This window comes from Psychrobacter maritimus (genome assembly GCF_029953575.1).
GTDB classification, from domain to species: Bacteria; Pseudomonadota; Gammaproteobacteria; order Pseudomonadales; family Moraxellaceae; genus Psychrobacter; species Psychrobacter maritimus.
The window spans coordinates 2987785-3012391 of sequence record NZ_CP124526.1; the positions used below are offsets into that span (position 1 = coordinate 2987785).

The 24607-nt window shown below is 45.2% G+C and carries 20 protein-coding genes and 2 tRNA genes; 9 read left to right on the forward strand and 13 right to left on the reverse strand.

Annotated elements, in window-relative coordinates:
* Nucleotides 1–99: 99 nt before the first annotated feature.
* From glmU to hisF, 6 genes are all read right to left on the reverse strand, one after another.
* Complete coding sequence (gene glmU / locus QJS82_RS12715) at nt 100–1482, reverse strand: bifunctional UDP-N-acetylglucosamine diphosphorylase/glucosamine-1-phosphate N-acetyltransferase GlmU (protein ID WP_281490730.1); 1383 nt, start codon at nt 1480–1482, stop codon at nt 100–102.
* Nucleotides 1483–1722: 240 nt separating this feature from the next.
* Entirely contained in the window at nt 1723–2313 is a 591-nt protein-coding gene (locus QJS82_RS12720; protein WP_281490731.1) for a phosphatidylglycerophosphatase A family protein, read from the reverse strand.
* 3 nt (nt 2314–2316) lie between these two features.
* The gene (thiL, locus tag QJS82_RS12725) at nt 2317–3360 is read right to left on the reverse strand and encodes a thiamine-phosphate kinase (protein WP_281490732.1); all 1044 of its coding nucleotides are present in this window, start codon (nt 3358–3360) and stop codon (nt 2317–2319) included.
* Between the two features lie 2 nt (nt 3361–3362).
* Complete coding sequence (nusB, locus tag QJS82_RS12730) at nt 3363–4529, reverse strand: transcription antitermination factor NusB (protein ID WP_281490733.1); 1167 nt, start codon at nt 4527–4529, stop codon at nt 3363–3365.
* Nucleotides 4530–4863: 334 nt separating this feature from the next.
* Nucleotides 4864–5394, reverse strand: a complete 531-nt coding sequence (gene ribH, locus QJS82_RS12735) for a 6,7-dimethyl-8-ribityllumazine synthase (protein ID WP_201629396.1) — start codon at nt 5392–5394, stop codon at nt 4864–4866.
* 190 nt (nt 5395–5584) lie between these two features.
* Nucleotides 5585–6367: an imidazole glycerol phosphate synthase subunit HisF gene (hisF, locus tag QJS82_RS12740; protein WP_281490734.1), complete on the reverse strand. Its 783-nt coding sequence runs from the start codon at nt 6365–6367 to the stop codon at nt 5585–5587.
* Nucleotides 6368–6547: 180 nt separating this feature from the next.
* Here hisF and QJS82_RS12745 point away from each other — a divergent pair, with 180 nt between their 5' ends.
* From QJS82_RS12745 to QJS82_RS12755, 3 genes are read left to right on the forward strand one after another with little or no spacing between them, the layout of a single operon-like run.
* Nucleotides 6548–7735 (forward strand): homoserine kinase, encoded by a 1188-nt coding sequence (locus QJS82_RS12745; RefSeq protein ID WP_281490735.1) that lies wholly within the window; start codon nt 6548–6550, stop codon nt 7733–7735.
* A 49-nt stretch (nt 7736–7784) separates the two neighbouring features.
* Nucleotides 7785–8108: a hypothetical protein gene (locus QJS82_RS12750; protein ID WP_281490736.1), complete on the forward strand. Its 324-nt coding sequence runs from the start codon at nt 7785–7787 to the stop codon at nt 8106–8108.
* Nucleotides 8109–9017, forward strand: coding sequence for a class II glutamine amidotransferase (locus tag QJS82_RS12755; protein ID WP_281490737.1), 909 nt, complete (start codon nt 8109–8111; stop codon nt 9015–9017).
* 23 nt (nt 9018–9040) lie between these two features.
* Here the strand turns inward: QJS82_RS12755 and QJS82_RS12760 are convergent, their stop codons facing one another.
* Together QJS82_RS12760 and QJS82_RS12765 are read right to left on the reverse strand one after the other, a co-directional pair.
* On the reverse strand, nt 9041–9616 hold the full coding sequence (locus QJS82_RS12760) for a YchJ family protein (protein ID WP_281490738.1): 576 nt from the start codon (nt 9614–9616) through the stop codon (nt 9041–9043).
* A gap of 44 nt (nt 9617–9660) precedes the next feature.
* A complete protein-coding gene (locus tag QJS82_RS12765; RefSeq protein WP_281490739.1) occupies nt 9661–10377 on the reverse strand; it encodes a metal-dependent hydrolase in 717 nt (238 codons plus the stop codon).
* A 114-nt stretch (nt 10378–10491) separates the two neighbouring features.
* Between QJS82_RS12765 and QJS82_RS12770 the strand changes: the two genes are divergently transcribed.
* Complete coding sequence (locus QJS82_RS12770; protein ID WP_281490740.1) at nt 10492–11505, forward strand: DUF3025 domain-containing protein; 1014 nt, start codon at nt 10492–10494, stop codon at nt 11503–11505.
* 443 nt (nt 11506–11948) lie between these two features.
* Nucleotides 11949–14756, forward strand: coding sequence for an aconitate hydratase AcnA (gene acnA / locus QJS82_RS12775; RefSeq protein ID WP_281490741.1), 2808 nt, complete (start codon nt 11949–11951; stop codon nt 14754–14756).
* 99 nt (nt 14757–14855) lie between these two features.
* Here the strand turns inward: acnA and QJS82_RS12780 are convergent, their stop codons facing one another.
* The 5 genes from QJS82_RS12780 to gltX form a co-directional block, all read right to left on the reverse strand.
* Nucleotides 14856–15509, reverse strand: coding sequence for a LysE family translocator (locus tag QJS82_RS12780; RefSeq protein WP_281490742.1), 654 nt, complete (start codon nt 15507–15509; stop codon nt 14856–14858).
* Nucleotides 15510–15744: 235 nt separating this feature from the next.
* Nucleotides 15745–15820 (reverse strand) — tRNA-Glu (locus QJS82_RS12785).
* 157 nt (nt 15821–15977) lie between these two features.
* Nucleotides 15978–16053, reverse strand: a tRNA-Ala gene (locus tag QJS82_RS12790).
* A gap of 122 nt (nt 16054–16175) precedes the next feature.
* Nucleotides 16176–16553, reverse strand: coding sequence for a hypothetical protein (locus tag QJS82_RS12795; protein ID WP_281490743.1), 378 nt, complete (start codon nt 16551–16553; stop codon nt 16176–16178).
* Between the two features lie 279 nt (nt 16554–16832).
* Nucleotides 16833–18362 (reverse strand): glutamate--tRNA ligase, encoded by a 1530-nt coding sequence (gene gltX, locus QJS82_RS12800; RefSeq protein WP_281490744.1) that lies wholly within the window; start codon nt 18360–18362, stop codon nt 16833–16835.
* A 475-nt stretch (nt 18363–18837) separates the two neighbouring features.
* On the opposite strand from gltX, the gene rsmH reads away from it, so the two are divergent.
* The 4 genes from rsmH to QJS82_RS12820 all read left to right on the forward strand — a co-directional run bounded on the left by rsmH (nt 18838) and on the right by QJS82_RS12820 (nt 24531).
* Nucleotides 18838–19854 (forward strand): 16S rRNA (cytosine(1402)-N(4))-methyltransferase RsmH, encoded by a 1017-nt coding sequence (rsmH, locus tag QJS82_RS12805; protein WP_281491731.1) that lies wholly within the window; start codon nt 18838–18840, stop codon nt 19852–19854.
* Between the two features lie 233 nt (nt 19855–20087).
* Complete coding sequence (gene ftsL, locus QJS82_RS12810) at nt 20088–20603, forward strand: cell division protein FtsL (protein WP_281490745.1); 516 nt, start codon at nt 20088–20090, stop codon at nt 20601–20603.
* Entirely contained in the window at nt 20600–22708 is a 2109-nt protein-coding gene (locus QJS82_RS12815; RefSeq protein WP_281490746.1) for a peptidoglycan D,D-transpeptidase FtsI family protein, read from the forward strand. The genes ftsL and QJS82_RS12815 overlap by 4 nt, the downstream gene beginning before the upstream one ends.
* Nucleotides 22709–22908: 200 nt before the next feature.
* Nucleotides 22909–24531, forward strand: a complete 1623-nt coding sequence (locus QJS82_RS12820; RefSeq protein ID WP_438656732.1) for a UDP-N-acetylmuramoyl-L-alanyl-D-glutamate--2,6-diaminopimelate ligase — start codon at nt 22909–22911, stop codon at nt 24529–24531.
* The last annotated feature ends 76 nt before the right edge of the window (nt 24532–24607 follow it).

Genomic DNA, 24607 nt, shown 5'->3' on the forward strand with positions numbered 1-24607 from the left:
AAAGATTGTCATGCTGCTTATTATTATTTAAATTAAATAGTGTCTAAATTAAATAGTGTTTAAATGAACAGTTTTCAACGTGATTTTGACTGATGGCTACTATTTTAATTTTTTAGTCGGACGCTGAAAGTCATCTTTCTGGGTTTGGCGTGCTCGTCCAAAGGCTAATGCTTTACTATCAACGTCTTTAGTAATCACTGAGCCTGCGGCAACCGTAGCCATATCACCAATGGTTACGGGCGCAACCAAACTGGCATTAGAGCCAATAAACGCATTATCTTCGATAATGGTTTGCGATTTATTTACGCCGTCGTAATTACAAGTAATGACACCCGCGCCGATATTGACGCCGGTGCCGACCGTTGCATCACCAACGTAGCTTAAGTGGTTAACCTTGCTGCCATGACCGATAGTCGATTTCTTAATTTCGACGAAATTACCAACTTTACTATTGTCAGCCAATACCGTTTCAGGACGCAGATGGGCAAAAGGACCAATATCAACGCCAGCACCAATCTCAGCGCGATCAATCACGCAGTAAGGTTTGATATGACAGGCGTTGCCAATACGGGCGTTTTTAATCACACAGCCTGCTTCGATATAAACGTTATCGCCTAAGACACAATCGCCCTCAAACACCACGCCAACATCAACAAACACATCTTGACCGGCAGTTAAGGTGCCACGAATATCAACGCGACTCGGGTCAGCAAACTGTACACCAGCTTCTTGCAGGTCTGCAACCAGTTTGCCCTGCCATGTGCGCTCTAAGCTAGCAAGCTGTTGGCGGTTATTGACGCCTTCAATCTCAAAGGTATGCTCAGGCTCAATCGCAACGATATTAATACCTTCAGCGACCGCCATTTTAACGATATCCGTCAGATAGTATTCTTGCTGCGCATTGTCATTAGACAGCTTTGGCAGATATTTATGCAATAACGCGTTGTCAACGCAGTAAATACCGCTATTAATCTCTTGAATTTTTTGCTCATCGGCGCTGGCATCTTTTTGCTCGACGATGGCTGCGATATTGCCGTCTTCATCACGTTTGATACGACCGAGGCCAAAAGGATTATCGACTGTCAGCGTCAACATCGACATACCGTCAGTATTGGCAGATTTTAATGCCGTTAACGTCTGGCAGCTGACCAATGGCACATCACCATAGAGAATCAGACTTTGTCCTTCTTTTGGTAAATCAGACAGCGTCACTTTTACCGCATGTCCTGTTCCTAACTGCTCAGTTTGGGCAACCCAAGTAATAGGCAGGTGCGCATATTGCTCATTAATATCTGCTTGGACCTGCTCGCCACCAAAACCATGAACGATGATGGTGTCATCAACGGTTAATTGATGACAGGTATCAAGAACATGACCCAGTAACGACTTGCCAGCCAGTGTCTGCAGCACTTTTGGCTTGGCCGACTGCATACGCGTGCCTTTGCCCGCCGCGAGGATAATTACCGAAAGAGGAGATGTCATAATAGCCTACAAATGTAACAAAATATAAGAGTGGATTATAGCGTAAATCGTCATTTAACCAAAATGCTATGTCGTGACATCTTTGTAACCTCTATTGCTTGTGATTGGCTTATAAAGTCCTTAGCAATTATCTAGCGTCAAAAATGCAGCACTAAAGAAGCGGGCAAGTCAAAAAAGACCATGGCCTATAAACGAAAATGGGTTATCAACGACAATAGGTTATAAAATATAACAGCGTGGCTAATTGGCTAATTGAAAAAGAGTGGTATAAATAATCACCCAAACGGCTGCGGCCATGATACCGGCGATAATGTCATCGAGCATAATACCTAGACCGCCTGCGACTTTTTTATCTGCCCAGCCAATCGGTGGTGGCTTAATAATGTCAAAAAAGCGGAATAATATAAAGGCGATAATAATGGCAACAATAGAAGAGGGTTGAGCGATATTTTGCCAGAAATTTCCGTTGGCGATACCCATGTAAGATAGCGGCAGTAGGGTAAGCCACATACCGGCCCATTCATCCCAAACAATGTGCGGGTTGTCATGACCGCCCATTAGCTCTGAGGTACGACCGCATATCGAATTACCAAGCAAACAAGCTAAAATGGTAATAATCAAAAACGGCACAAAACCTAAGCTTAATAATGGTATCGCAACGATTAAACCGCCAACCGTGCCCCAAGTGCCGGGTGCACGGCGGGGCAGACCACTTCCTAGACCAATACCAAGCCAATAAATCAAACGGTCAGGCATACTCGCATTGGCGGGTAGCGGCGGGCAATCATTGGCTTTACGGATATCAGGCTTAGATAGGTTGTGATCAATCATGGGCTAACCTGCAAAATGTTGATAACCCGTCAGATTGGGCCAAGTAGAAAAGGGGGCAGGATAAGCCGGTGTGACTGGCTGTCCTTGATAAAAAATCTCTGGTCGTACATTCTTAGCAGCATCTGTTGTGCTTGCTGCGGCTATTACTTCACCGATACAGGTAACAGGCGTGTTGCTACTATTATCAATCGGTGGCGCGATATGGGCAGGCAAGGTAAAAGCCAGCTCATAATCATCGCCGCCCGCCAGCTGACATAATAAGCGCTCAGTTAACTCGCTGCTAGCCAATGCTTGACTGGTAGGTAGCTGTTCAAGATGAATGCGCATATCAACCTTACTTTGCTGGCAGATATGACCAAGGTCTTGATACAGACCGTCAGAGATATCTATCATCGAAGTTGCACCAAGTTTGGCAAGTGCTGCCCCTAAGGCAATACGTGGTGTGGGCATATGCAATCGATGGGCAAGCTCAATACCGACAGCATTGTCAGGATGCTGTAGCGCATAAGCGGCATCGCCAAGCGTGCCTGAGACATAGATTTTATCGCCGACTTGCGCGCCTGAGCGATACACAGCTGGCGTGCTTGCAGCAAGTAATCCTTGCGCGCTGACACTGAGTATCAAGCTATCACTGCGCGTGGTATCACCGCCAATAAGCGTCACACCAAATAGCTGGCAGGCGTGAAATAAACCTTTGGCAAATTCAGTCAGCCATTGCTCATTCGCCAAACGCTCAGGTAAGGCCAATGCCAATAAAATACTATGCGGGGTTGCGCCCATCGCGGCAATGTCGGAGACGTTGACTGCGACAGCTTTATAACCGATGGCAAAGGCGAGCTTATTCACTTGCTCCCAATCAGCGCTAAAGTGACGACCTTGAACGAGCGTATCAATACAGCTAACCAAGCGCGAGCCTGCAGGCAAGCTCATGACCGCGGCATCATCACCAATGCCCTTTTCGACATTGCCTTTATCGACAGTGCTAGACAATGATGGCGCAGCTTGCATTTGGGAAAATATACGCTCAATCAGCTCAAACTCATTCATGACTAGTCTTTACTTTTTGCATCAGTATCATCTGACGCAATGTTATCTAAGTTGTCTGACGTAGTCTTATCTAGCTCAGTATCGTCTAACTCAGCATTATCTAACGAGCTGCTATCTGAGTCAGCGCTAACGATATTAGAATCGTGTAGGGCAATATCGGCGGCGCTATTGTTCTCATTGCTGGCGTCATTGCCATCTGCGCTACTATCTGCATTACTGCCCTCATCACTGACATTGACATTATCAGCCGACGTGCTTTCTGCGACAGGATTTTCATTAACAGGCTGTTCATTAACAATAGGGTCGGCAACAACGACATCTTTTGCCGCTTCGTTTTGCTTACTTATCTTATAATCAATGATATTTGCTAATGCTTTACTCGCGCTATTGCGTTTAACACTAGCATTATTGGCACTGATACGCGGTTTGTTTGAAGTAGTTGATGTACTGTCGAGATCAGATTCAGCAGTGCTTTCACTAGCTTCTTCAACATTCGCAGATTGAGCTTCAGCCTGCTTAGTCTTAGATTGAGTCGCCGCTTTTTGTGACGTGCGTAGATTGGCTTTGCTATCTGCGTCTACTTCAAGCACACGCAATTCAACCGCCATTTTATCAAGGACAGCATTAATCAGTTTATGCGCGTCCGTAGCGCCAAAATGATTATTCAGCTTCATCGCCTCATCAAGCACAACTTTATACGGAATCTCTAAGCGGTTTTGTAGCTCATAAGCACCAATTAATAAAATGGCGTGCTCGACGGTATCAAGCTTATCGATTTCACGATCAAGATGCTGACTGATTAGCGCATCGAGGGCGTCAATTTGCTCTGGAATATCGCGCATCATTTCATGATAGTAGCCGATATGTACGGTATGCATGGCATTGGTCGCACGGGTACGGGCAGCGATATCATGCGGGGCATTGGCTTTCCAGCCAAGCTTGCCATCGATATCAAAACGGCGGTCAGTAACGAGCCATTCGTATAGGCCTTGCATAGCAAAGCGACGAGCCTTACGCACCGCGGTGTGGCTGGTCTTATAAGTGGTTTCACTCATATCGAAGGTTTGATCGCCCGCACTACTGCTTGCGATACGCGTCGCTTCAGCTTGTCCATCAGTGAGTTGTGCGGTTTGCGCAGCGCTAATAGCGCGCTTGAGTTGGTCAGTCATAAGGGGTTTGTACCTAGGTTTTAAACAAATATGTGATAAGCAACTATGGGATAAGCAATAGCATAAAATAGGTTAAATAGTAATCGGCTGACAGCTATGACAGTCGAGTGTTGCAGCGGCGCTTGTTAGCGCCGTTTACACTGTTTTTTAGAGCACTGTTTTTTGTAGCATTATTCTTTGTAGCAATGACACTGTGGCTATTTATAACAAACAATAGCTTATAAAAACCACAGTGCTGCTTAAGCTGCTTAAATAAGCAAAAATACTCTATAAAATGACGGTTCAATTAAGCGTCATTGTTAAGCATCGTCGCTATTATCTAAGCATTGTCTATCTAAGCATTGTCGCTACTATCATAGTCATCATCAATGTCTAACTGTGATAGAACAGCAATCATCTCTAACACCACCATCGCAGCTTCTGAGCCTTTATTACCGGCTTTGGTGCCAGAGCGCTCAATCGCTTGCTCGATGCTGTCAGTGGTCAATACGCCATTGGCAACAGGGATGTTATAATCAATCGCAACACTGCTTAAACCTTTGGCAGATTCGCTGGCGACAAAGTCAAAATGCGGCGTGCTACCACGGATAATCGCGCCTAACGCAATGATAGCGTCAAAGCGGTCAGATTCAGCCGCGCGCTGGGCAACCAATGGCAACTCAAAGGCACCCGGTACGCGAATCACGGTAATATTGCTACCCAATACGCCATGACGTAGTAGCGCATCGATTGCACCATCTACCAATGATTCAACGACAAAACCGTTAAAACGACCAACGACGATACCGATACGCGCATCTTGGTTTTGATGTAAATTACCATCGATATGGGTCACATCATTGCGCTGCTGTTGTAAATTCGACATAAAAATATCCTTTGCTGAATGGGCTTTTAATAAAATATAGGAATCTAAATATAACGCTGGGTTCAAATCGTTTATTTAAGCGGTTAATTATCCGTTAAATAAGCCATTAAATGAACGAAAATCAAATGATAAGAAGTAGTTAGCGCTATGATAACATTTTTTACCACTGTATTTGTATTTTACAAAAGCGTTATAAGCGCATTGCTATGCCTTGTGCTGCCATATATTCTTTGGCTTCTTGCACCGTATATTCACCAAAGTGAAAAATACTGGCGGCAAGGACGGCATCAACGCCGCCTTCTAATACGCCTTCTGCTAAATGTTCTAAATTGCCAACGCCGCCTGAGGCGATAACGGGCACATTTACGCGGCTGGTAATCTGCTTCATTAAAGTTAAATCATAGCCTTTTTTGGTGCCGTCACCATCCATTGAGGTGACCAATAATTCACCAGCGCCAAGCTCCGCCATTTTGCTTGCCCAAGCGACGGCATCAATACCGGTTGGCTTACGACCACCGTGGGTAAAAATCTCCCAACGCGGTACGATAACACCATCAACCGTGATATCTGCAACGCGTTTGGCATCGATAGCAACGACGATACATTGATTACCAAATTTCTGCGCCGCCTCCCCAACGAACTCAGGGGTAAATACCGCCGCAGAGTTAATCGCCACTTTATCGGCACCGGCATTGAGCAGGTTACGAATATCAGCAATCTTACGCACACCGCCGCCGACGGTTAATGGGACAAACACGGTTTCTGCCATACGCTCAACGGTATGATAAGTGGTATCGCGCTCATCATTGGTCGCCGTAATGTCTAAAAAAGTAATCTCGTCGGCACCTTGCTCGTTATAGCGCTTGGCGACTTCAACAGGGTCGCCTGCGTCTTTAATATCAACAAATTGCACGCCTTTGACCACACGGCCATTATCAACATCCAAACAAGGAATGATACGCTTTGCTAACATAGGGTCTTTCACCTTATAATCAATTTATCCGTAAGCGCTAGTCTAGCAAAATCGCCGCCATATCAGGCAGCTTTTCGCAAGATTATTATGCTTTTAACCAAAGTTTGCTCATGCGCGGTACAATCACTGTCATTACCGTAGCCATTTACCTTCTTATTCCATTGCCATAAGTGAGATGTCATGTCCGTCTATACCCAGTTAACCGATGATCAGTTTGCCGCTTTTTGCCAGCGTTTTGGCGTGTCATTTGCGCGTGCCATTCCGATTACCCAAGGTATCAAAAACTCTAACTGGTTTATTCAGACGACTGATGATGTAGATGGCGCGCACTCTTATGTATTTACCTTATTTGAAGAGCGTCCACCAGAAGACATTGAAAAGATGGCGGTTATCCTCAATCAATTGGATGGTAAATTGCCAGTAGCCGCGCCGTTAGCATTGCTTGATTTAGGCGCTGATAGCGCAGAAAAATGCTATGTCATACGCTACGACAATAAAGCGATTACGCTAGTGCCTTGTTTGGCTGGCGCGCATCCACAGCAAACCACACAAGCGATGTGCCATGAGATTGGTGCCGCTTTAGCGATGCTGCATGAGACCTTGCAAGCATTACAGCCTGCGGAAGAATATGGCGTACCTTTATACCCATGGGCGGAAGTACGCGACCGTGAAATGCAGTTTATGCCCGGTGACGAAGCCAAGCTGATGAGCGATATTTGGCAGTCATATAGCGAATTACCGCTTGCGACTTTGCCAAAAGGCTTATGTCATTTAGACATGTTCGCTGATAATACTTTATGGGACTTATCGTTAAATAATAGCCAAAAAGGCGCAGAGCGTTTAACAGGCTTGCTAGACTTTACTGAAGTCAGCGTCGAGCATTATGTGATGGATATTGCCATTACCATTAATGATTTTTGTACCACCTGGGGCGATGCCGAGCAGGGCGAAACTGTCAATTTTGACCGCAGTAAAATGGCGGCATTTTTACAAGGCTATGAGTCAAAACGTGCGCTTGGCGAAGATGAAAAACGCGCTTTACCAGTGATGCTCGCCAAAGCGACGGTGATTTTTTGGCTCTTGCGTTTAAACGTTATCCACTATAACCGTACCGAAGGGCGGACTGGCGATAATATCATGGTCAAAAACCCTGACCTGATGAAACGCCTTGCTGCTTATCATTGGTCACATGTTGAAAAAGCGCAAAATACGGTTTTTGTATTGTTAAATAATCAATCAGCGGCGCAAAAAGACACTCAGATAATCGGTATTTTTAGCAATATCACCCAAGCTGAGCAAGCACGTGATAAATTAAGTAATAGCAGTGATTTTGCAATTAAAGAATATACGCTCGACCAATTAGCATAGATTGTTATTGTTCGACCATTCCTGTATCAAAACCATAAAGGCGGATCCCATGACCGATCAAGTTGATAACTGGCACAAACTGGCACGCTACGATACCAATATGCAAGGCGAGCTGCATGCCAATCTGCTACGTAATAACGGTATTACGGTGTCTCTGCAACCGCTGAGTGCCATGCCGGGTATGAATTCTGGGATTGTGCTGTGGATCCAAGATACTGATTTGGCGCATGCGCAGCGTATCTTGGCGAATATTGACACCGATGGGGCCACGCCTTATGAGATGTTTGATGAAGTGTCAGAAGCTACTCTAAACCCTACTCTAAACCCTACTTTAAATCCTGCAAAAGACGACAACAACGGCGGTGAAGTATAAATGTGTCAACTCTTAGGAATGAACTGTAATACCCCAACTGATATTGGTTTTAGCTTTGCAGGGTTTCGCCGTCGCGGCGGCATGACTGACAGTCATGAAGATGGCTTTGGCATTGCGTTTTTCGAGCGCAGTGAATGTGCCAATAATGATAAAACAGACAATGCCTCGACTGGTCTGCGTCTATTCCATGACAATCATCCGAGCCATCTATCGCCCGTGGCTGATTTGGTTAATAATTATCCGATTAAAGCCATGAACGTCATTGCCCATATCCGTAAGGCAACCCAAGGGCAGAATTGCTTGGCGAATACACATCCTTTCGTCCGTGAAGTGTGGGGCGAGCAGTGGGTATTTGCCCATAACGGGCAGATGAATAGCGAATTTATTAAACGCTGTCAGCGCCTGCAAGACAATGGCAATGCCTCACATTGCCAGCCAGTCGGTAATACCGATTCTGAAATGGCGTTTTGCTATTTGGTCAATCGCCTAAAAAGCAGCTTTAAAACCCGCCCAGATGATCAGACGCTGTTTAATTTTTTAACCACTCAATGTCGTTATCTATCCGCAAACGGTTTGTTTAATTGCCTAATCTCAAATGGCAGATGGCAATTGGCTTATGCTGGTAGCTTACTGTTTTATCTCACGCGTAAAGCGCCATTTGGTGAAGCAAAATTAGCAGATGACGATTTGGCCATTAACTTTAGCGATGTGACTACCGACACGGATAAAGTGACGATTCTAGTGACTGTGCCATTGACTGAAAATGAAAAGTGGCAGCAGTTGGCGGTCAATGAATGCTTAATATTCCAAGATGGTGATGTCATTTATAAAGACAGCCCAAGCCAGCGTAAGTTTTTAACCATTGAGGAAGGAATTGCGGTTGCGCGGGCAGTTGGAGCGAGTGTTTAGGAGTGGCGAATATTTTATGTTAATTAAATATACATTCCACAACAACGCTTAAACTTCTCACCTGAGCCACAAATACAGGGCTGTTTTTGGGTGATAGTCAATTCTACTGTTGGGTCGAGGAAGTACCAACGCGCATCGTTGTTCGCTTTGTCTGTTACTTTTACAAAGGCAGACAATTCATGATGCGCCTGCCTTTTTTCTTCTAAACTATCAGCTGTATTATCAGAGATATTAAAGTAAGCTTTAAATTCAACTTGCGCATGACGTTTACCTAGCTTTGGCGTATGCGTAATGATCTCTAATCCTGCCCAAACCGTCTCTTTTGCCCAAGACTCAATAGCCTTGATATCAAGTAATGCTTGCTGTGCGGGGAGCGTCGTCTTGACGATGTATTCTGGTTTAATCAAGACAAAGGCACTATAACGCGTGCGCATCAATCGTTCAGCAGAGTCTGGCTTTGCACCGTCAATTTTATCAGCTTCGTTATTTAAAAGCCCGTCATGATAAGGCTGACAGCAGTCTTGATAAAGTAGCGGCGCGCTAATGTCATCCGATGATGGATTGATTTGGCAAGGGCAGATCTGTGCGGAAATTGACATTATTTACTCAAGTTGTTATTTATATTATTAGCGATTTATAAGTTTCAATTGAGCCAGTTTTTGATCAATTCTGGCCATAGACCGAGTTTAAGCTTTGCCCAAGGCGCGGGGTCACGTAGCTGCTGCCAAAACTCATCAAACGGCGGCGCAAAATACACCAAGAGCGCAAGCATGACGTACAGTAGCAGATACCACCATTTGTCTTTATGCTGATAAAACTTCATCGCTGTACCCGATGAGCGCTTCATTTTCATATTGGACAAATTCACACTATATAGCTCATCCAATGTCAAATGCACCATCGCGCCACCGAATAAAAACAAGCCGTAAAACCAGCTAACCGTCAACGGTAAGTTTAAAATATCGTAGCTGACATAGGTCATTCCAAGCCCCATTATCGCCATATAGGGCACCGAATGTATGACACCGCGATGCACGGTCATATTGGTAAAAATCGAAAACACCACATAACGCATAAAGCCGTAGCCTGCTAGCCATAATGCTATCAGCGCCAGTAAACTCAGCTCACTACGCCAATGCATCACCAGACCAAAGGCAAAAATAAACGAGGTAATATTAAAACCAAGCTTAATCGGCGTTGAATTATCGGAATCCAAATCAGGCAGCAACCCACCGATGGTACCGAGCGCCACGCACATCAAGAACCCTGCATCATCAATCAATCCGGCTTTATAAACCGTTAGACTCATCGTACCGCTGACCATGAATGCAACATTTAAGTGGGTGTTAAAATTTGCCATAAAAACTCATCAATAAATAGCGCGCGAAAACGTTATTTCGAGCGGCTTGTCTAGCCGTAAAAAAGCGCTCCATGATACCATAGCAAAGCCAGTCGTCTAATAGAGATAGTGAACATGATCGCTACTGATATACCTGCTAAGCCTTATCCAACTGCTTCTTCTGACGCTTCTATTAATAACCCGTCTGTATGCGCCAGCACGCTTGATGACAGCTTTGCTGCTATTGACTGGCAAGCGCCATGGCTCTGTCACTTAAATCAGTTAGGCTATATTAGTAAAGCCATCACAAAGCTTAGCTCTTTAAGAGATAACTCTGCTCAGACAGATAAACTCGAAAATACACCTGATATTATTGCTAAAGTTTTAAATACAGCGTTGCAGCAACAGGCTGATGACCTACTTCAGTCATTACCGCAAACCAAACCTGCACTAAACAATCAAGGCCACACCTTACGATTTGTCTCACAAAATGCGTTGCCAGCAGGCGAGGCGTACGAGAGTTTTATCGGCACGACTGGTAATATTCCAACCCGCGATAACTTGCACGATTTATTTAACGGTAGCATTTGGCTAACCTTTCCCAAGACTAAAGCCCTGCTGAATTATTATCATATGCTTGAGATTGAGCAGCAAGGTATTGGTGCCAGTCGCGGGCGTGTCCGCGATACCATTACCGTATTTGATGAAAATGGCGCAATATTAGTCACCGCTGAGTCTAGTATCGGTAAGGCGTTGATTGATTTCGATTGGCAGGCAAGTTTGGTTGCACCGCGTGACAAGTGGGATAAACCAAAGCAATCGAATAACCACTCTCAGGCGGCAGTTTATATCTTTGGTCATGCATTATTAGAGAAGCTACTTCAGCCGCGCAAGGCATTATGCTCCCATAGTATCGTGATAAATGTCACGCAAGATTTTTTTGCCTTATCGCTATCTGAGCGCATTAGTCACTTGGATAAAAGAGTAGCTGATTATATGGAGGCGTTATTATCACAGCCGGATGTGACACCGCGCAAACTGTCTCCATTACCCATTTTGGGGGTACCGCACTATTGGGCTGAAAATGCCAAGCCTAACTTTTATGATGATAGCCAAGTGTTTCGCAGTGGTCGTCGCCGTCAAAAATAAAAGATAAATTCATACCTTGCCAGTTAACTGTTAAACCTTAACTGCTAAAGCATTGCTGCGTTTACGATTGTGCCACGATTCAACACCATCTAGACGTTAACAAAGGGCGGGTTATTTGTTATGGTAAAAGGGCGTTACTGTTAAACGCTAAACAGATGCTTATAGCTTTTGTTAACGTCGCTGTATTAATAAAACCGTTATTAACACAGGGTTTGTTAGAGTAAAAGCACAGTTGGCTAGGGCAGTTAGCTATTGTGAAACATTTAGCGCTTGTTAGAAACTAAGTATAGCCATTCAATTTAACAAAGCCATTTAATTTAAGAACAACTAAACCACCATCTATTTAGCCACCAGTTATCAGCATAAATGCTTATTGATTGATAGTCATATTAGTTCAAGAGTCATTTATGTTCAGGATCTATAACAACGATAAGGAAGCTACCATGAGTGATATTTTTAATGTAAAAGACACCATTTCGGTCGATGGCAAGGAGCACGCTTATTACAGCCTGACAAAGCTGACCAACACTTACGAGAACATCAGTAAGCTGCCATTTTGTATGAAAATCGTCTTAGAAAACCTATTACGTAATGAAGATGATGGCCAATCTGTCGGTAAAAATCACATCGAAGCGGTTGCCAATTGGGACGCAGGTGCAGAAGCGTCAAAAGAAATTGCCTTTATGCCAGCGCGTGTGGTCCTGCAAGATTTTACCGGTGTACCATCGGTGGTCGATTTGGCAGCCATGCGTGATGCAGTCGTTGAGCTTGGCGGTAACGCTGAGCAAATTAACCCGTTTATCCCAAGTGAATTGGTCGTTGACCACTCTGTACAGGTCGATGCCTATGGCCGCGAAGATGCACTGGATTTAAACGAGAAAATTGAGTTTAAACGTAATAATGAGCGTTATGAGTTTTTACATTGGGGCAAAAATGCCTTTAAAAACTTTGTCGTCGTGCCACCAGCAACGGGTATTGTGCATCAGGTTAACCTTGAATATCTAGCCCGCGTGGTCATGGCTGCTGATGTCGACGGTGAGCTGACTGCGTATCCTGATACCGTGTTTGGTACGGACAGTCACACCACGATGATTAATGGTATTGGCGTCCTTGGTTGGGGTGTCGGCGGTATTGAAGCGGAAGCCGCAATGCTTGGTCAACCATCATCGATGCTGATTCCACAAGTCGTTGGCTTTGAGCTGACGGGTAAATTAACCGAAGGCGTTACTGCGACGGATTTGGTATTACGTGTGGTTGAAATGCTACGTGCGCATGGCGTGGTTGGTAAGTTCGTCGAATTTTACGGCGAAGGTCTACACAGTATGCCACTTGCTGATCGTGCAACCATTGCCAACATGGCACCAGAGTATGGCGCCACTTGTGGTATTTTCCCGATTGATCAAATGGCGATTGATTATCTACGTCTGTCAGGTCGTGAAGAAAGCCAGATTGAGCTGGTTGAAAAATATGCCAAAGCGCAAGGCTTATGGCACGACGCCGATACGCCAGCAGCGACTTACTCAAGTAAGTTAGAGTTGGATTTATCATCCGTACAGCCAGCACTTGCCGGTCCGAACTTGCCACAGCAGCGTATTAACCTATCTGATATGCATGAAAAATTTGGTGAAACCTTAACGGCGATGACCAAAGACCGTAAAAAAGAAGTTGAAGCCAAGGTACGCTTTGATGAAGAAGGCGGTAAGCAAGATCAAGCAAAAACTCTGGCGGCAAAACCCAATCCTTTCTGCGCGGAAGGCAGTACTTATTGCACGGTCAAAATCGAAGATGAAGAGTATAGATTGCGTGATGGCTCTGTCGTTATCGCGGCGATTACTTCTTGTACCAATACCTCAAACCCAGCAGTGATGATAGGCGCAGGTCTGGTTGCGAAAAAAGCCGCTGCAAAAGGTCTAACGGCTAAGCCATGGGTTAAGACTTCACTGGCTCCCGGCTCAAAAGTGGTGACTGATTACCTTGAAAAGTCTCAGCTAATGGATGAGCTAGAAAAAATCGGCTTCTACCTAGTTGGTTATGGTTGTACCACTTGTATCGGTAACTCAGGACCACTATTAGGGGCGATTGAAGAGGCTATCGAAGAAGGCGATTTGGTTGCCGCAGCTGTATTGTCAGGTAACCGTAACTTTGAAGGTCGTATTCACTCACACGTCAAAGCCAGTTATTTGGCGTCACCGCCGCTCGTTGTTGCGTATGCGCTAGCAGGTACTGTCGATATTGACTTAACCACGCATCCACTAGGTCAGGATAACGACGGTAATGATGTCTTCCTAAAAGATATCTGGCCAACGTCAGAAGAAATTAATGAGCTGATTGCCAATAATATCGACGCTGATATGTTCCGTAAAAACTATGGTGAAGTGTTTGACGGTAGTGCCGCATGGAACGCCATTAGCTCAGCTGATAGCCAGTTGTACCCATGGAGCGAAGAGTCTACGTACATTAAGAACCCACCGTTCTTTGATGGTATGACCATGGAGCCAGAGGGTATCCTTGATATCGAAGGCGCGCGTATCTTGGGTCTATTCGGTGATTCAATCACCACGGATCATATCTCACCAGCCGGTAATATCGATGCCAATTCTCCTGCGGGTAAGTACTTGCAAGAGCGCGGTGTAATGGAAGCCGACTTCAACAGCTATGGCTCACGCCGTGGTAATGATGCGGTCATGACGCGCGGTACGTTTGCCAATATCCGCATCAAAAACACCATGATGGCTGGTAAAGAGGGCGGCTACACTTATTACTTCAACGGCGATAGCGCGACGCTACAAGACGGTCAAGAAATGGCCATCTATGATGCGGCTATGAAGTATAAAGAAGACAAGCGTCCGCTCGTGGTACTTGGCGGGGCAGAATATGGTTCTGGCTCTAGTCGTGACTGGGCCGCGAAGGGTACGATTTTGCTCGGCGTAAAAGCGGTATTGACCAGCTCATTTGAGCGTATTCACCGCTCAAACCTAGTCGGTATGGGTGTGTTGCCATTAACCTTTAAAGACGGTGAAAATGCTGCGACCTATAATTTAGACGGTTCTGAGGTGCTGAGCATCACAGGTCTTAATAATGGCGAAAGCAAAACCGCCAAGGTTACGGCCACACGTGCCGATGGTTCAACTGAGAGCTTTGATGTCAATGTCATGCTACAGACGCCAAAAGAGCGCGAATACGTGCGTCACGGCGGTGTATTGCACTATGTGCTACGTCAATTGGCAGCTGAGAGTAAAAATGCTGCTTAATAGGTAGCTCTATTTATAATAAAAAAGCCCAATCCCAGTTAAAGTAGGGGATTGGGCTTTTTTTGTGCAGAATGATTTTTTATACGTTGTTTTTTACCTTCAACCCTTATCAGTCAACAGTTTAATTCCCAAACCAATAAACACCACACCGCTTATTTTATTTAAAATGACTTCGATAGAGGGGTTCTTTCTTAGGTTTTCACTAAACTTCGACGCTAGTAATGCTAAGCAGGAGCACCATATAAAGCCAGTAACAGCAAAGGTCAATCCTAAAATGATAAACGACACCATGCTATAAGCATAACTGGCATCGATAAACTGCGGGAAGAATGCGAGGAAAAATAGAGCAACCTTTGGATTAAAGGTATTGGTGAGTACACCTTGTTTATATATTTGCCAATGATCTAGAGTCTTAGCGGACGAAGATTTTTCGTTTTCTTGTAAACTCTCGGCTATCAAAGGCTGCTGCTTGCTCATAAGCATTTTTACGCCCAAATAACATAAGTAGCTAGCACCGATATATTTGACGATCATAAATGCCAGTGGAGAATTGGCTAAAATGATGGACAAGCCCAGCGCTGCTAACAACGTATGGACTAAAATGCCTGAGATGATACCTAACACAGAATAAAACCCTGCTTGGCTACCCTGTGAAATGCTACGGGTGATGATATACATGCTATCACTGCCAGGGGTTAGGTTTAGCAAAATGGCCGCCATGACAAACCCTAGATAATTCTCAATACCAAACATAGCCAATACATCCTTGTGATAGCTTCAAATATCTATAGTTTATAGAGCGCCTTTACCTTGCATTCTATCAATATTCCCAAGGAATTATACAGCCTTAATAGCCATTTTTAAAAACCACAGACATAAAAAAGCCCAGTCACCATATGATGACTGGGCTTTTTTATTGTTCGCTTATTAGTCTAACCTGATGCTTAAAAGATGCTAAGCAAAAGTGCTAATAAGTGACGCCGAATAGTGGCGTCCCCAGGGGGATTCGAACCCCCGTTACCGCCGTGAAAGGGCGGTGTCCTAGGCCTCTAGACGATGGGGACGCATAGAGTGTTATAACCAATGGTTATAACGGTACTTCACAATATCAGAGAGCTTATCTATTAATAACAGAGCAAGCTGTGCCTAGGTGCTGATATCGTCCTACTAGCGAGTATTTATATCAAGTTTCAGTCATACTGAGCGTTGCGATAAATAGTATGGTGGAGCTAAACGGAGTCGAACCGTTGACCCCTTGCATGCCATGCAAGTGCTCTACCAACTGAGCTATAGCCCCTCGCTAAGAGTGTGCGTATTTTATGTAAGACCGGCAGTCTTGTCAACTGCTATTTGAAAAATAATGCATAAATATGCAAAAAAAAGCGTTTAAAGCCATTTTAGCGGCTGAATAAGCTTAAATTAACGTGGATTTTGCTTGATGGCAATCTCTTTTAGGGCTTTATCGGTAAAGAATTCTTCTTCCGTACAATTAGAGCTGCTGTCAGAAAAAATGATGGCACAGCATTCCGTTGGGATATATTGACCACCTTTTTCTCGGACAGTACTTATACCTTTAAAACCAACAATGTCAGAATTGTTTAATTTATCTAAATTCTGCTTGGTATACTTACAGTAAGTGCTATATATCCATTTTAAATCTTCAAAGTCTTGACCGGTTGTCAGGGTCAGTTTTGCGTTATAAAGCTCTTTTACGATGGCATCATAGTAATTCTGCGCTTCTTTGAGGGTGTTAAAGACATAATCTTTGCTTTCGATGGTGACGGTTTTGGCGGCCATATTTATATCCAATGAGGGTGTTGAATTTTAAATGCTGAGATTAACGTAAAAAAGGGGCAGTATTAGCCTGACCCCTTTTCGTTATAGTAGAGTTACTTTAAAATCGATACAGTGCGACTGGGATGAATTTTTCGTAGCCTCTGGAGTGCAAAGCGCACAGCAAGCAAGGAAAATTTATACCAGTCGCATATAGCTATAACGTAGCGCTTTTATTTTGAACTGATTATATTTAGCAATCTTGTTTTTAATTAAAAATTGAAGAACTATTCAGCTGCCAAACTATTTATCAGCTAAGAAGTCTGGCAATTCTGCTGCTTGTTTCTCAAGTTTTTTCAGCTTCTTTTTACCCAAGCCGCCTAGTACGTCAACTGCATGACGTAAGCGCGTCAACGTCATGTCAGCGCCAATAATCGCCATAGAGTTCATGACGGGTGTCGATGAGGTGCTACCAGCGATAGCGATAAAGAACGGCGCCATAAAGTCACGCATCTTAATATCAAGATGGGCGGCAAGACCTTTTAGGGTGGCGTAGATATTTTCTTCTGACCACGTTGGTAAGGTTTCTAGCTGCCAAAGTGCCAGTTGCAGCATCTCTGTAATTTGTTCAGGCGTCAGTGATTTATGGGTAAAGCTCTCAGCATTGATATCAGGTAGGTTTTGGAAATAAAAGCCGCCCCAATTGACCGCATCAGACAATAATTCAATACGTGGCTGAATAGCAGCGGCGATAGCCGTTAATTTATCGCTGTTACTTGCCCAGTCAAGGATTTTATTCTTTAACTCTTCAGGGGTGAGCGCACGTAGCCATTCGGCGTTCAGCCAATTGAGCTTTTCGATATCGAAAATAGGGCCGCCAAGCGACACACGTTGAATATCAAAGCTGGCAATCATTTCCTCTAAGGTAAATTTCTCCGCTTCATCAGGCATAGAGTAGCCCATACGACCAAGATAATTGAGCAGCGCTTCAGGTAGCACGCCGGCATCACGGTAGTAAGTGATAGAGGTTGGGTTTTTACGCTTAGACAGCTTTGATTTATCTGGATTACGTAGTAGCGGCATATGGCAAAGAACCGGCATCTCCCAACCAAAATATTCATAAAGCAGCTGATGTTTCGGCGCAGAGTTGAGCCACTCTTCGCCGCGCAATACGTGGCTGATGTCCATTAAATGGTCATCAACGACGTTGGCTAAATGGTAAGTTGGCATGCCGTCGGTTTTTAGCAGCACTTGCATATCGACTTGCGTCCAAGGAATCTCAACCGTCCCGCGTAGCATATCTTGTACCTGACAAACGCCTTCGGTTGGCACACGCATACGAATGACGTTTGGTTTGCCCTCAGCAACCAATTGCGCGGTTTTTTCTGGGGCTAAATGGGCACAGCGACCGTCGTAACGTGGCGTTTCGCCATTGGCCATTTGCGCAGCACGCATGGCATCGAGCTCTTCACTCGTACAAAAGCAGCGAAACGCATGGTCATTTTCTATAAGCTGCTCGGCATGCTTTTTATAAATATCACTACGCTCGCTCTGACGATAAGGCGCGTGCGGACCGCCGATATCTGGACCCTCGCTCCAGTCGAGACCGACCCAACGTAGCGCATCCAAAATCATTTTTTCAGATTGTTCGGTTGAGCGCGTTTGGTCGGTGTCTTCAATACGTAAAATAAATTCGCCGCCATGGGCTTTAGCAAAGGCTAAATTGAATAGCGCGATATAAGCGGTGCCAACATGCGGAAAGCCAGTCGGTGAAGGCGCGATACGAGTACGGACAGGGCGCGTGCTGTTAGTTGAAGTCGATGATTGCATCATAAAATTCTCAGAATAGGGTGGTTAATGAATATGGCTGTGAAAAATGGCGATTAAAAGTATTAATAATAAATGTGCATGACAAGTTTGAACAAAAAATACGGCACAAACAATAGCCGTCAAGGTAGAAAAATAGCGTAAAATATAGCGCTAGTATAACAGAGAGATGGGATATTTTTAACGAAAAGCCCGTCTAGCGCTTGACTACCAGTGTATCCTTGCGATAATAATGTTAGACAAGTCATAACTTGTTTATTTTCATCTGATTTTTTACTATTACTGACCAAAATGGTCGTCATCTACTGAGTCGTTTGTGTCCATATCGAATAATAAGCCAAAAAGTAAGCAAGATCTTAAAACAACCGCTTCGTCAGCCACTGATAACGCTAAGTCAGCGCGTGACTTGTCTGCGGTGGGAAATGACTTTGTTGTAGAGAGTGACTCTGCTAATTCACCCGCTCAAGAGTCTGTAGCTGCTATAACAGAGCAAACCACTTCTGATGAATTAAGTTTCGTTCATGATGCGGTGCTATTGCAAGAAACGGTCGCCGCGGTATTGGGTGTCAAATCACTGCCCAAGCAAACAGACGACGCAGGACAGAATAGCTTACAAATGAGTGGCATCTACGTCGATGCAACCTTTGGGCGTGGCGGCCATAGTCGACTGTTATTAAGTCAGCTGGCCGATGACGCAACCTTGATTGTTTTTGATAAAGACCCAACGGCCATTAGCGTTGCTCATGAATTGGCAAGTAGCGACAGTCGCGTAAAAGTGGTGCATGACAGCTTTGCGACCTTGACTGATAGCCTAGCGGCAATGGGTATCACGCAAGTTGATGGATTAATGGCGGATTTGGGTATCTCATCGCCACAAATTGACGATGGCAGTCGCGGTTTTAGTTTTATGCGTGATGGTGCAGTCGATATGCGTATGGATACCAGCCGCGGGCAGTCGGTTGCTGAATGGCTAGAAAAAGTCGATGATGAGACTCTGGCTAATGTGCTGTATGAGTTCGGCGAAGAGCGCCATAGCCGCCGTATTGCCCGTGCGATCAAGCAAATGGACAGTTATGAATCGACGCTTGAGCTGGCAGAAGTGATAAAAGTCGCGCACCCAAACTGGCAACGCGGTAAGCATCCGGCGACGCAAAGTTTTCAGGCGATGCGTATCTTCATTAATAATGAGCTTGGCGATGTTGACGACTTTTTAGAGCAAAGCATTCCGATTTTAAATTCGGGCGGACAGTTGGCGGTGATTAGTTTTCATTCCTTAGAAGATCGCCGTATTAAGCAGTTTTTGCAGCGTCATAGTAAAGGTCAGTATCCAGAAGATGAGAATTTGCCGATGCCGCCGAAGCGTCCGCGTTATTTTAGCAAGCCCAAACGCGTCGGCCCTAGTAAAGCAGAAATCAGCAAAAACCCGCGCTCGCGTAGTGCATGGTTACGACTGGCAACCCGTACCGATACTGATTATGTAGCAGACGTTCAGCCATAGATATTCCTATTAAATTATGTGGTTAGAATATGACTGAATGTTTTAATGATTACGCGGCTGTTAAAAAGCTGTAAACATTCTCTGCTAGGCTCAGCAGTTACTTTTTTGCTTGGTTTTGTTTTATTTCTAATCTTATTTGTTTTTATTGATGGTGCTGATGGCTCATGAGGGTGTGATCACTCGCAAATGGTTAGCGCTTTTTATATTTTGAAGTTCACTTTTTTGAGATCGTCATGGCAATATCTGACAAACCTGTAAACCGCCGCGCCGCAATGCCTCCTAATACTGATGTTGGCGAATTATTCGTGCGCCGATTTAATATGGTTAGTATTTACGTGGCCATATTATTGCTATTGGCGGCAGCAATTATCTGGAGCGGTATTAAAACTGCCGAAGGCGTGCAGCAATATCATCAGGATTATAAAACCTTGCAAGACATGAAAAAACAAGAGCGCAAACTGCAAGTAGAACATCAGCGTTTGCTTATCGAGCAGCAAACCTTTAGTGCGACCCCGCAAATTGCCAGTCGTGCCGTTGCTGAACTGGGTATGTTTTCGCCAACCCTCAAAGACAAGCTTATTATCCAACCGGGCAAGGCAGTTGCACCAGCAACAATGACGCCAGTTCTCGAGTCTGATGGTGCAGATGAAAATAAAGCTGAGACTGAAGTCATCGAGCCACGGGCTTCTACGGATTTATCTCCTGAGACTCCTACAAACGATGCTGATGTAGCGGAGGCTGGACGATGAGTGATAAAAAATCCAATGCCAATAGCGATAAAGCTGCCGCTAAGAATAACAACAAAAAACCAGCCAGCGGCAAAGTCACCAAGCCGTTACGCCGGGCCAGTGCCGCCAAATCTGGGCAAACGAGTAGCAAGCCTGACAATAAAACCAGTGATAGCCGTAAAGCCAAGCTGTTTGTTCGCCTCAAAAAGAACGAAGAGCAGGGCGCTTATACCAGTGTTAAAAACCTAAAAAGCAAAAGAGCGTTTTTGGGTAAAGCGTCTGGTGCCTCCTCTCGCGGCGGTGTCGAGCAAGACAAAAACCGTTTTCGTATGATTTGGGCACTGGCGCTGCTGATTTTGGTAGGGCTTATCGGCCGTGCTTATTATTTACAAGTGGCCAACGCTCAATTTTACCAAGATAAAGGTAACGAGCTTATCACCAGCGTGCGCACGCAAAAATCCTATCGCGGTATGATTACCGATCGCAATGATTTGCCATTAGCAGTCAGTGCGCCATTAGCGACGGTTTCTTTTAGTCCGCATGATTATGCCCGTGAATATTATGAGCTTAAACGCATTATTTTGACCAATCCCGATAGTCCAAAGCTGGTCGCGCGTATGCAAAAGCGCTTGGATAATATGGATTTGACGACCCTTGCGGCAGCGGCCAATATTTCAGTTACTGAGCTTAAAAAAGTCACGGCTATCGATGACAGTATCGATGTAACCGATGAGGAAGCCGTTAAAGCGGCGCTACCATCGGGCGCAGGCTCGCATTATCTGCCACTACTTAATAAAGTCACCCCTGAGATTGCTCAAAGCGTCAGCTCGCTTGATTTTCCGGGCGTCTATGAGAAAAACTTCTTCCAGCGCTATTATCCGCAGCCGCAACCGAACTCGCAGCTGTTGGGTTTTATGGGCCAAAATGCCGATGATCCTGAAGGCGGTTATGAAGGCCGCGCCGGTATCGAACGTCAGTATGAAACTGAGCTGGCGGGCGATGATGGTAAAGTATTGGTACTCAAAGATGCCAAGCAAAACAGTTTGAAAGAAATCAAGCAAATTGAACCAGAGATACCCGGTAAAGACGTGGCGTTAACGATTGATTCGCGCTTGCAGTACTTGCTTTATAAAGAGCTGGAAAAAGCCGGCCGCTTGCAAAAAGCGCGCTGGTCAACGGGTATGATCGTCGATGTGCAAACCGGTGAAGTACTTGCTCTATCGACATGGCCATCATTTAACTCCAACAATCTCAATGAGATGACCGGTGAAAACCAACGTAACCGTGCGCTGCTTGATGTTTTTGAGCCCGGTTCGGTCATGAAACCATTTACTGTTGCCGCCGCTTTAGATTCAGGCAAGTATACGACGACGTCATTGATTGATACCAATCCTGGCTCTATTCGTGTGCGTGGTTATACGATTCGCGATCATAATAATCTGGGTCGTATTACTCTGGGCACGCTACTACAGAAATCTAGTAACGTGGCCTCGACCAAGATTGCGTTATCACTGCCGCCTGATGCCATTACTAATATGCAAAAACAGTTTGGCTTTGGCTCAAAAACACCGCTGCAATTCCCCGGTGAGGGCAGTGGACTTGTCGTGACGCCAAAAGAGAAAGAAACCTCAAGACGGGCGACGGTCAGTTATGGTTACGGTCTGCAAGTGACATTGGCGCAGGTAGCACAGGCCTATTCGGCGCTAGCAGCAGGCGGGGTTATGCATCCATTAACGCTGACCAAAGATGGCGAGCGGCCGCCCAGTAAGCGTATCATGGCACATGAGCAAGCCATGTCTATCGTACAAATGATGGAGAGTGTCACCGAACCGGGTGGTACGGCTAAGGGTGCTGCTATCGATGGTTATCGCGTTGCTGGTAAAACAGGAACGTCGCGCCGTATCAATCCAAAAGGTGGCTACTATACCGACCAATATCGTAACGTCTTTGCCGGTATGGCCCCAGCGTCTAATCCTAAGCTGGTCGGTGTGATACTTATCGAAGACCCGCGTGGTCAGATTTATGCGGGCTTAACCGTCGCTCCTGTTTTCCATAACGTCATGAAAGAGGCGCTGCGTTTGTATAATGTGCCGTTAGATAAGCCGTTAAAAACCGAAGAACAGTAGGTAAAAAAGTAATCTTTTTAAATATTCAGCTATTAATCATTTGATGCGTTTTAACCGTTTAGGATTTGCCAATGACTCCGTCTATCTCGCCGCCAAGCAGCACCACAGTCACCTTGCAACAGCTGATTGAAGCCAGCGGTAGCGACAGTCATAGGCAGAACCACAAAGACAAACAAAGCCTAGCGCAAGCATTGACAGCGATGATAATCGCATCTAACAGTCAGTTGCCCAATCTAAAAACATTGCTTGCCAATATCCCATTTGAGCAGTTTTGCTTAGACAGCCGTCAGTTGGCAGCCAACGACGTCTTTGTGTTATTAAAAAGTCATACGCCAAACTGTCAAAAAAGTCGTGACTACCTTTATCAAGCCGCGCAAAATGCGGCGTTTATCCTAACAGAAATTGACCCGCGCGCTTTGCTTACTAAAGCTAATGTACCGCCGCATGCCAATCTTGCTTTGACTGATGATAATGCTGAATCTATCGCGCAGCAGCAATTGGACCGCCTGCCTTGCCCGGTATTATATGTGCGAAATATCCGTGATTTTTTAGGTGACTTGATTCAGGCGCGTTTGCAATATCAGCAGCCTGTAACCTTGCCGACGGTCGTCGCAGTAACGGGCACCAATGGCAAAACCACTATCAGCCAATTGGTGGCGCAATTGACGCAGCTGACTGACATGAGTAGCGCCGTGATGGGCACGGCGGGTAACGGTAGATTAGGCGCTCTGGTGCAAGCCAGCCATACCACCGGTGATGCCTTAGCGGTACAGCAGTTTTTATATCAAATGGGTACAGAGAATGCTGAATTATTGGCATTGGAAGCCAGCTCGCACGGTTTGGATCAGCAGCGTTTACAAGGGATGCCTGTATCGGTGGCGATTTATACCAATTTGAGCCGTGATCATCTAGATTATCATGCCGATATGGCAGAGTATGCTGCGGCAAAAGCCAAGCTGTTTGATCAAGCGCACTTTCCCGACTTAACCCACGCCATTATCAATATCGATGACGAGCATGCACAGATTATGCTCGATACCGCACAAGCAAGCCAATTAACGGTTTGGACCTATAGTTTAGACCCAGCAAAATCTGCGACCTTTGTTGCCGCTGAAATCAAGCCAAGTTTGCAAGGTGTTGAGATTGCGCTGCGTACTGATTTTGGTAACAGTGACTTTGATAATGCTGATTTTAAAAACAAAGAAACCAATAGCATTAATATCGTCAGCCCATTACTCGGGCGTTTTAACGTTGCCAATTTGCTGGCTGCTATCGCCGCTGCCGTAGCCTTAGGAATTAGCCTTGAGCGCATTGCGGCCGTTATCCCGCAGCTACAAGGTGCCGTTGGACGTATGCAGCGTGTGCCCTCCAATGATGGTTGTTTTATTGTTGATTATGCGCATACGCCTGATGCGTTAAGCCAAGTGCTTGCCAGCCTAAAAACCCATTGCAAAGGTCAGCTATGGGCAGTATTTGGTTGTGGCGGCGACCGTGATGCTGGCAAGCGCCCATTGATGGCACAAGCGGGATTGGCAGGCGCCGATAACGTTGTATTGACGGCGGATAATCCACGTACCGAAGACCCAAATGTAATCTTGCAAGATATGCAAGCGGGCATGACAAACGAGCAATATCAGCAAGCCCATATCGAACCGGCGCGCCAAACCGCCATTGAATATGCAGTCAATCAAGCAGCGCCTGATGATATTGTCGTTATCGCGGGCAAGGGTCATGAAACCTATCAAGAAATTAACCATGTTCGTTATGATTTTGACGACAGTGTTATTTTGCAAAATGCTTTAAAGCAAGCAGGGCGCGTATAGCCTTTATAGATAAATAATAGCGCCTGCGCCTCATTTTTTGTACTTTTTAAAAAACAGATATCATTAAATATCAAAG

Coding starts and splice junctions, on each gene's coding strand:
- glmU (WP_281490730.1), bottom strand. CDS start 1,482: ATGACATCTCCTCTTTCGGTAATTATCCTCGCGGCGGGCAAAGGCACG.
- QJS82_RS12720 (WP_281490731.1), bottom strand. CDS start 2,313: ATGATTGATCACAACCTATCTAAGCCTGATATCCGTAAAGCCAATGAT.
- thiL (WP_281490732.1), bottom strand. CDS start 3,360: ATGAATGAGTTTGAGCTGATTGAGCGTATATTTTCCCAAATGCAAGCT.
- nusB (WP_281490733.1), bottom strand. CDS start 4,529: ATGACTGACCAACTCAAGCGCGCTATTAGCGCTGCGCAAACCGCACAA.
- ribH (WP_201629396.1), bottom strand. CDS start 5,394: ATGTCGAATTTACAACAGCAGCGCAATGATGTGACCCATATCGATGGT.
- hisF (WP_281490734.1), bottom strand. CDS start 6,367: ATGTTAGCAAAGCGTATCATTCCTTGTTTGGATGTTGATAATGGCCGT.
- QJS82_RS12745 (WP_281490735.1), top strand. CDS start 6,548: ATGTCCGTCTATACCCAGTTAACCGATGATCAGTTTGCCGCTTTTTGC.
- QJS82_RS12750 (WP_281490736.1), top strand. CDS start 7,785: ATGACCGATCAAGTTGATAACTGGCACAAACTGGCACGCTACGATACC.
- QJS82_RS12755 (WP_281490737.1), top strand. CDS start 8,109: ATGTGTCAACTCTTAGGAATGAACTGTAATACCCCAACTGATATTGGT.
- QJS82_RS12760 (WP_281490738.1), bottom strand. CDS start 9,616: ATGTCAATTTCCGCACAGATCTGCCCTTGCCAAATCAATCCATCATCG.
- QJS82_RS12765 (WP_281490739.1), bottom strand. CDS start 10,377: ATGGCAAATTTTAACACCCACTTAAATGTTGCATTCATGGTCAGCGGT.
- QJS82_RS12770 (WP_281490740.1), top strand. CDS start 10,492: ATGATCGCTACTGATATACCTGCTAAGCCTTATCCAACTGCTTCTTCT.
- acnA (WP_281490741.1), top strand. CDS start 11,949: ATGAGTGATATTTTTAATGTAAAAGACACCATTTCGGTCGATGGCAAG.
- QJS82_RS12780 (WP_281490742.1), bottom strand. CDS start 15,509: ATGTTTGGTATTGAGAATTATCTAGGGTTTGTCATGGCGGCCATTTTG.
- QJS82_RS12795 (WP_281490743.1), bottom strand. CDS start 16,553: ATGGCCGCCAAAACCGTCACCATCGAAAGCAAAGATTATGTCTTTAAC.
- gltX (WP_281490744.1), bottom strand. CDS start 18,362: ATGATGCAATCATCGACTTCAACTAACAGCACGCGCCCTGTCCGTACT.
- ftsL (WP_281490745.1), top strand. CDS start 20,088: ATGGCAATATCTGACAAACCTGTAAACCGCCGCGCCGCAATGCCTCCT.
- QJS82_RS12815 (WP_281490746.1), top strand. CDS start 20,600: ATGAGTGATAAAAAATCCAATGCCAATAGCGATAAAGCTGCCGCTAAG.
- QJS82_RS12820 (WP_438656732.1), top strand. CDS start 22,909: ATGATAATCGCATCTAACAGTCAGTTGCCCAATCTAAAAACATTGCTT.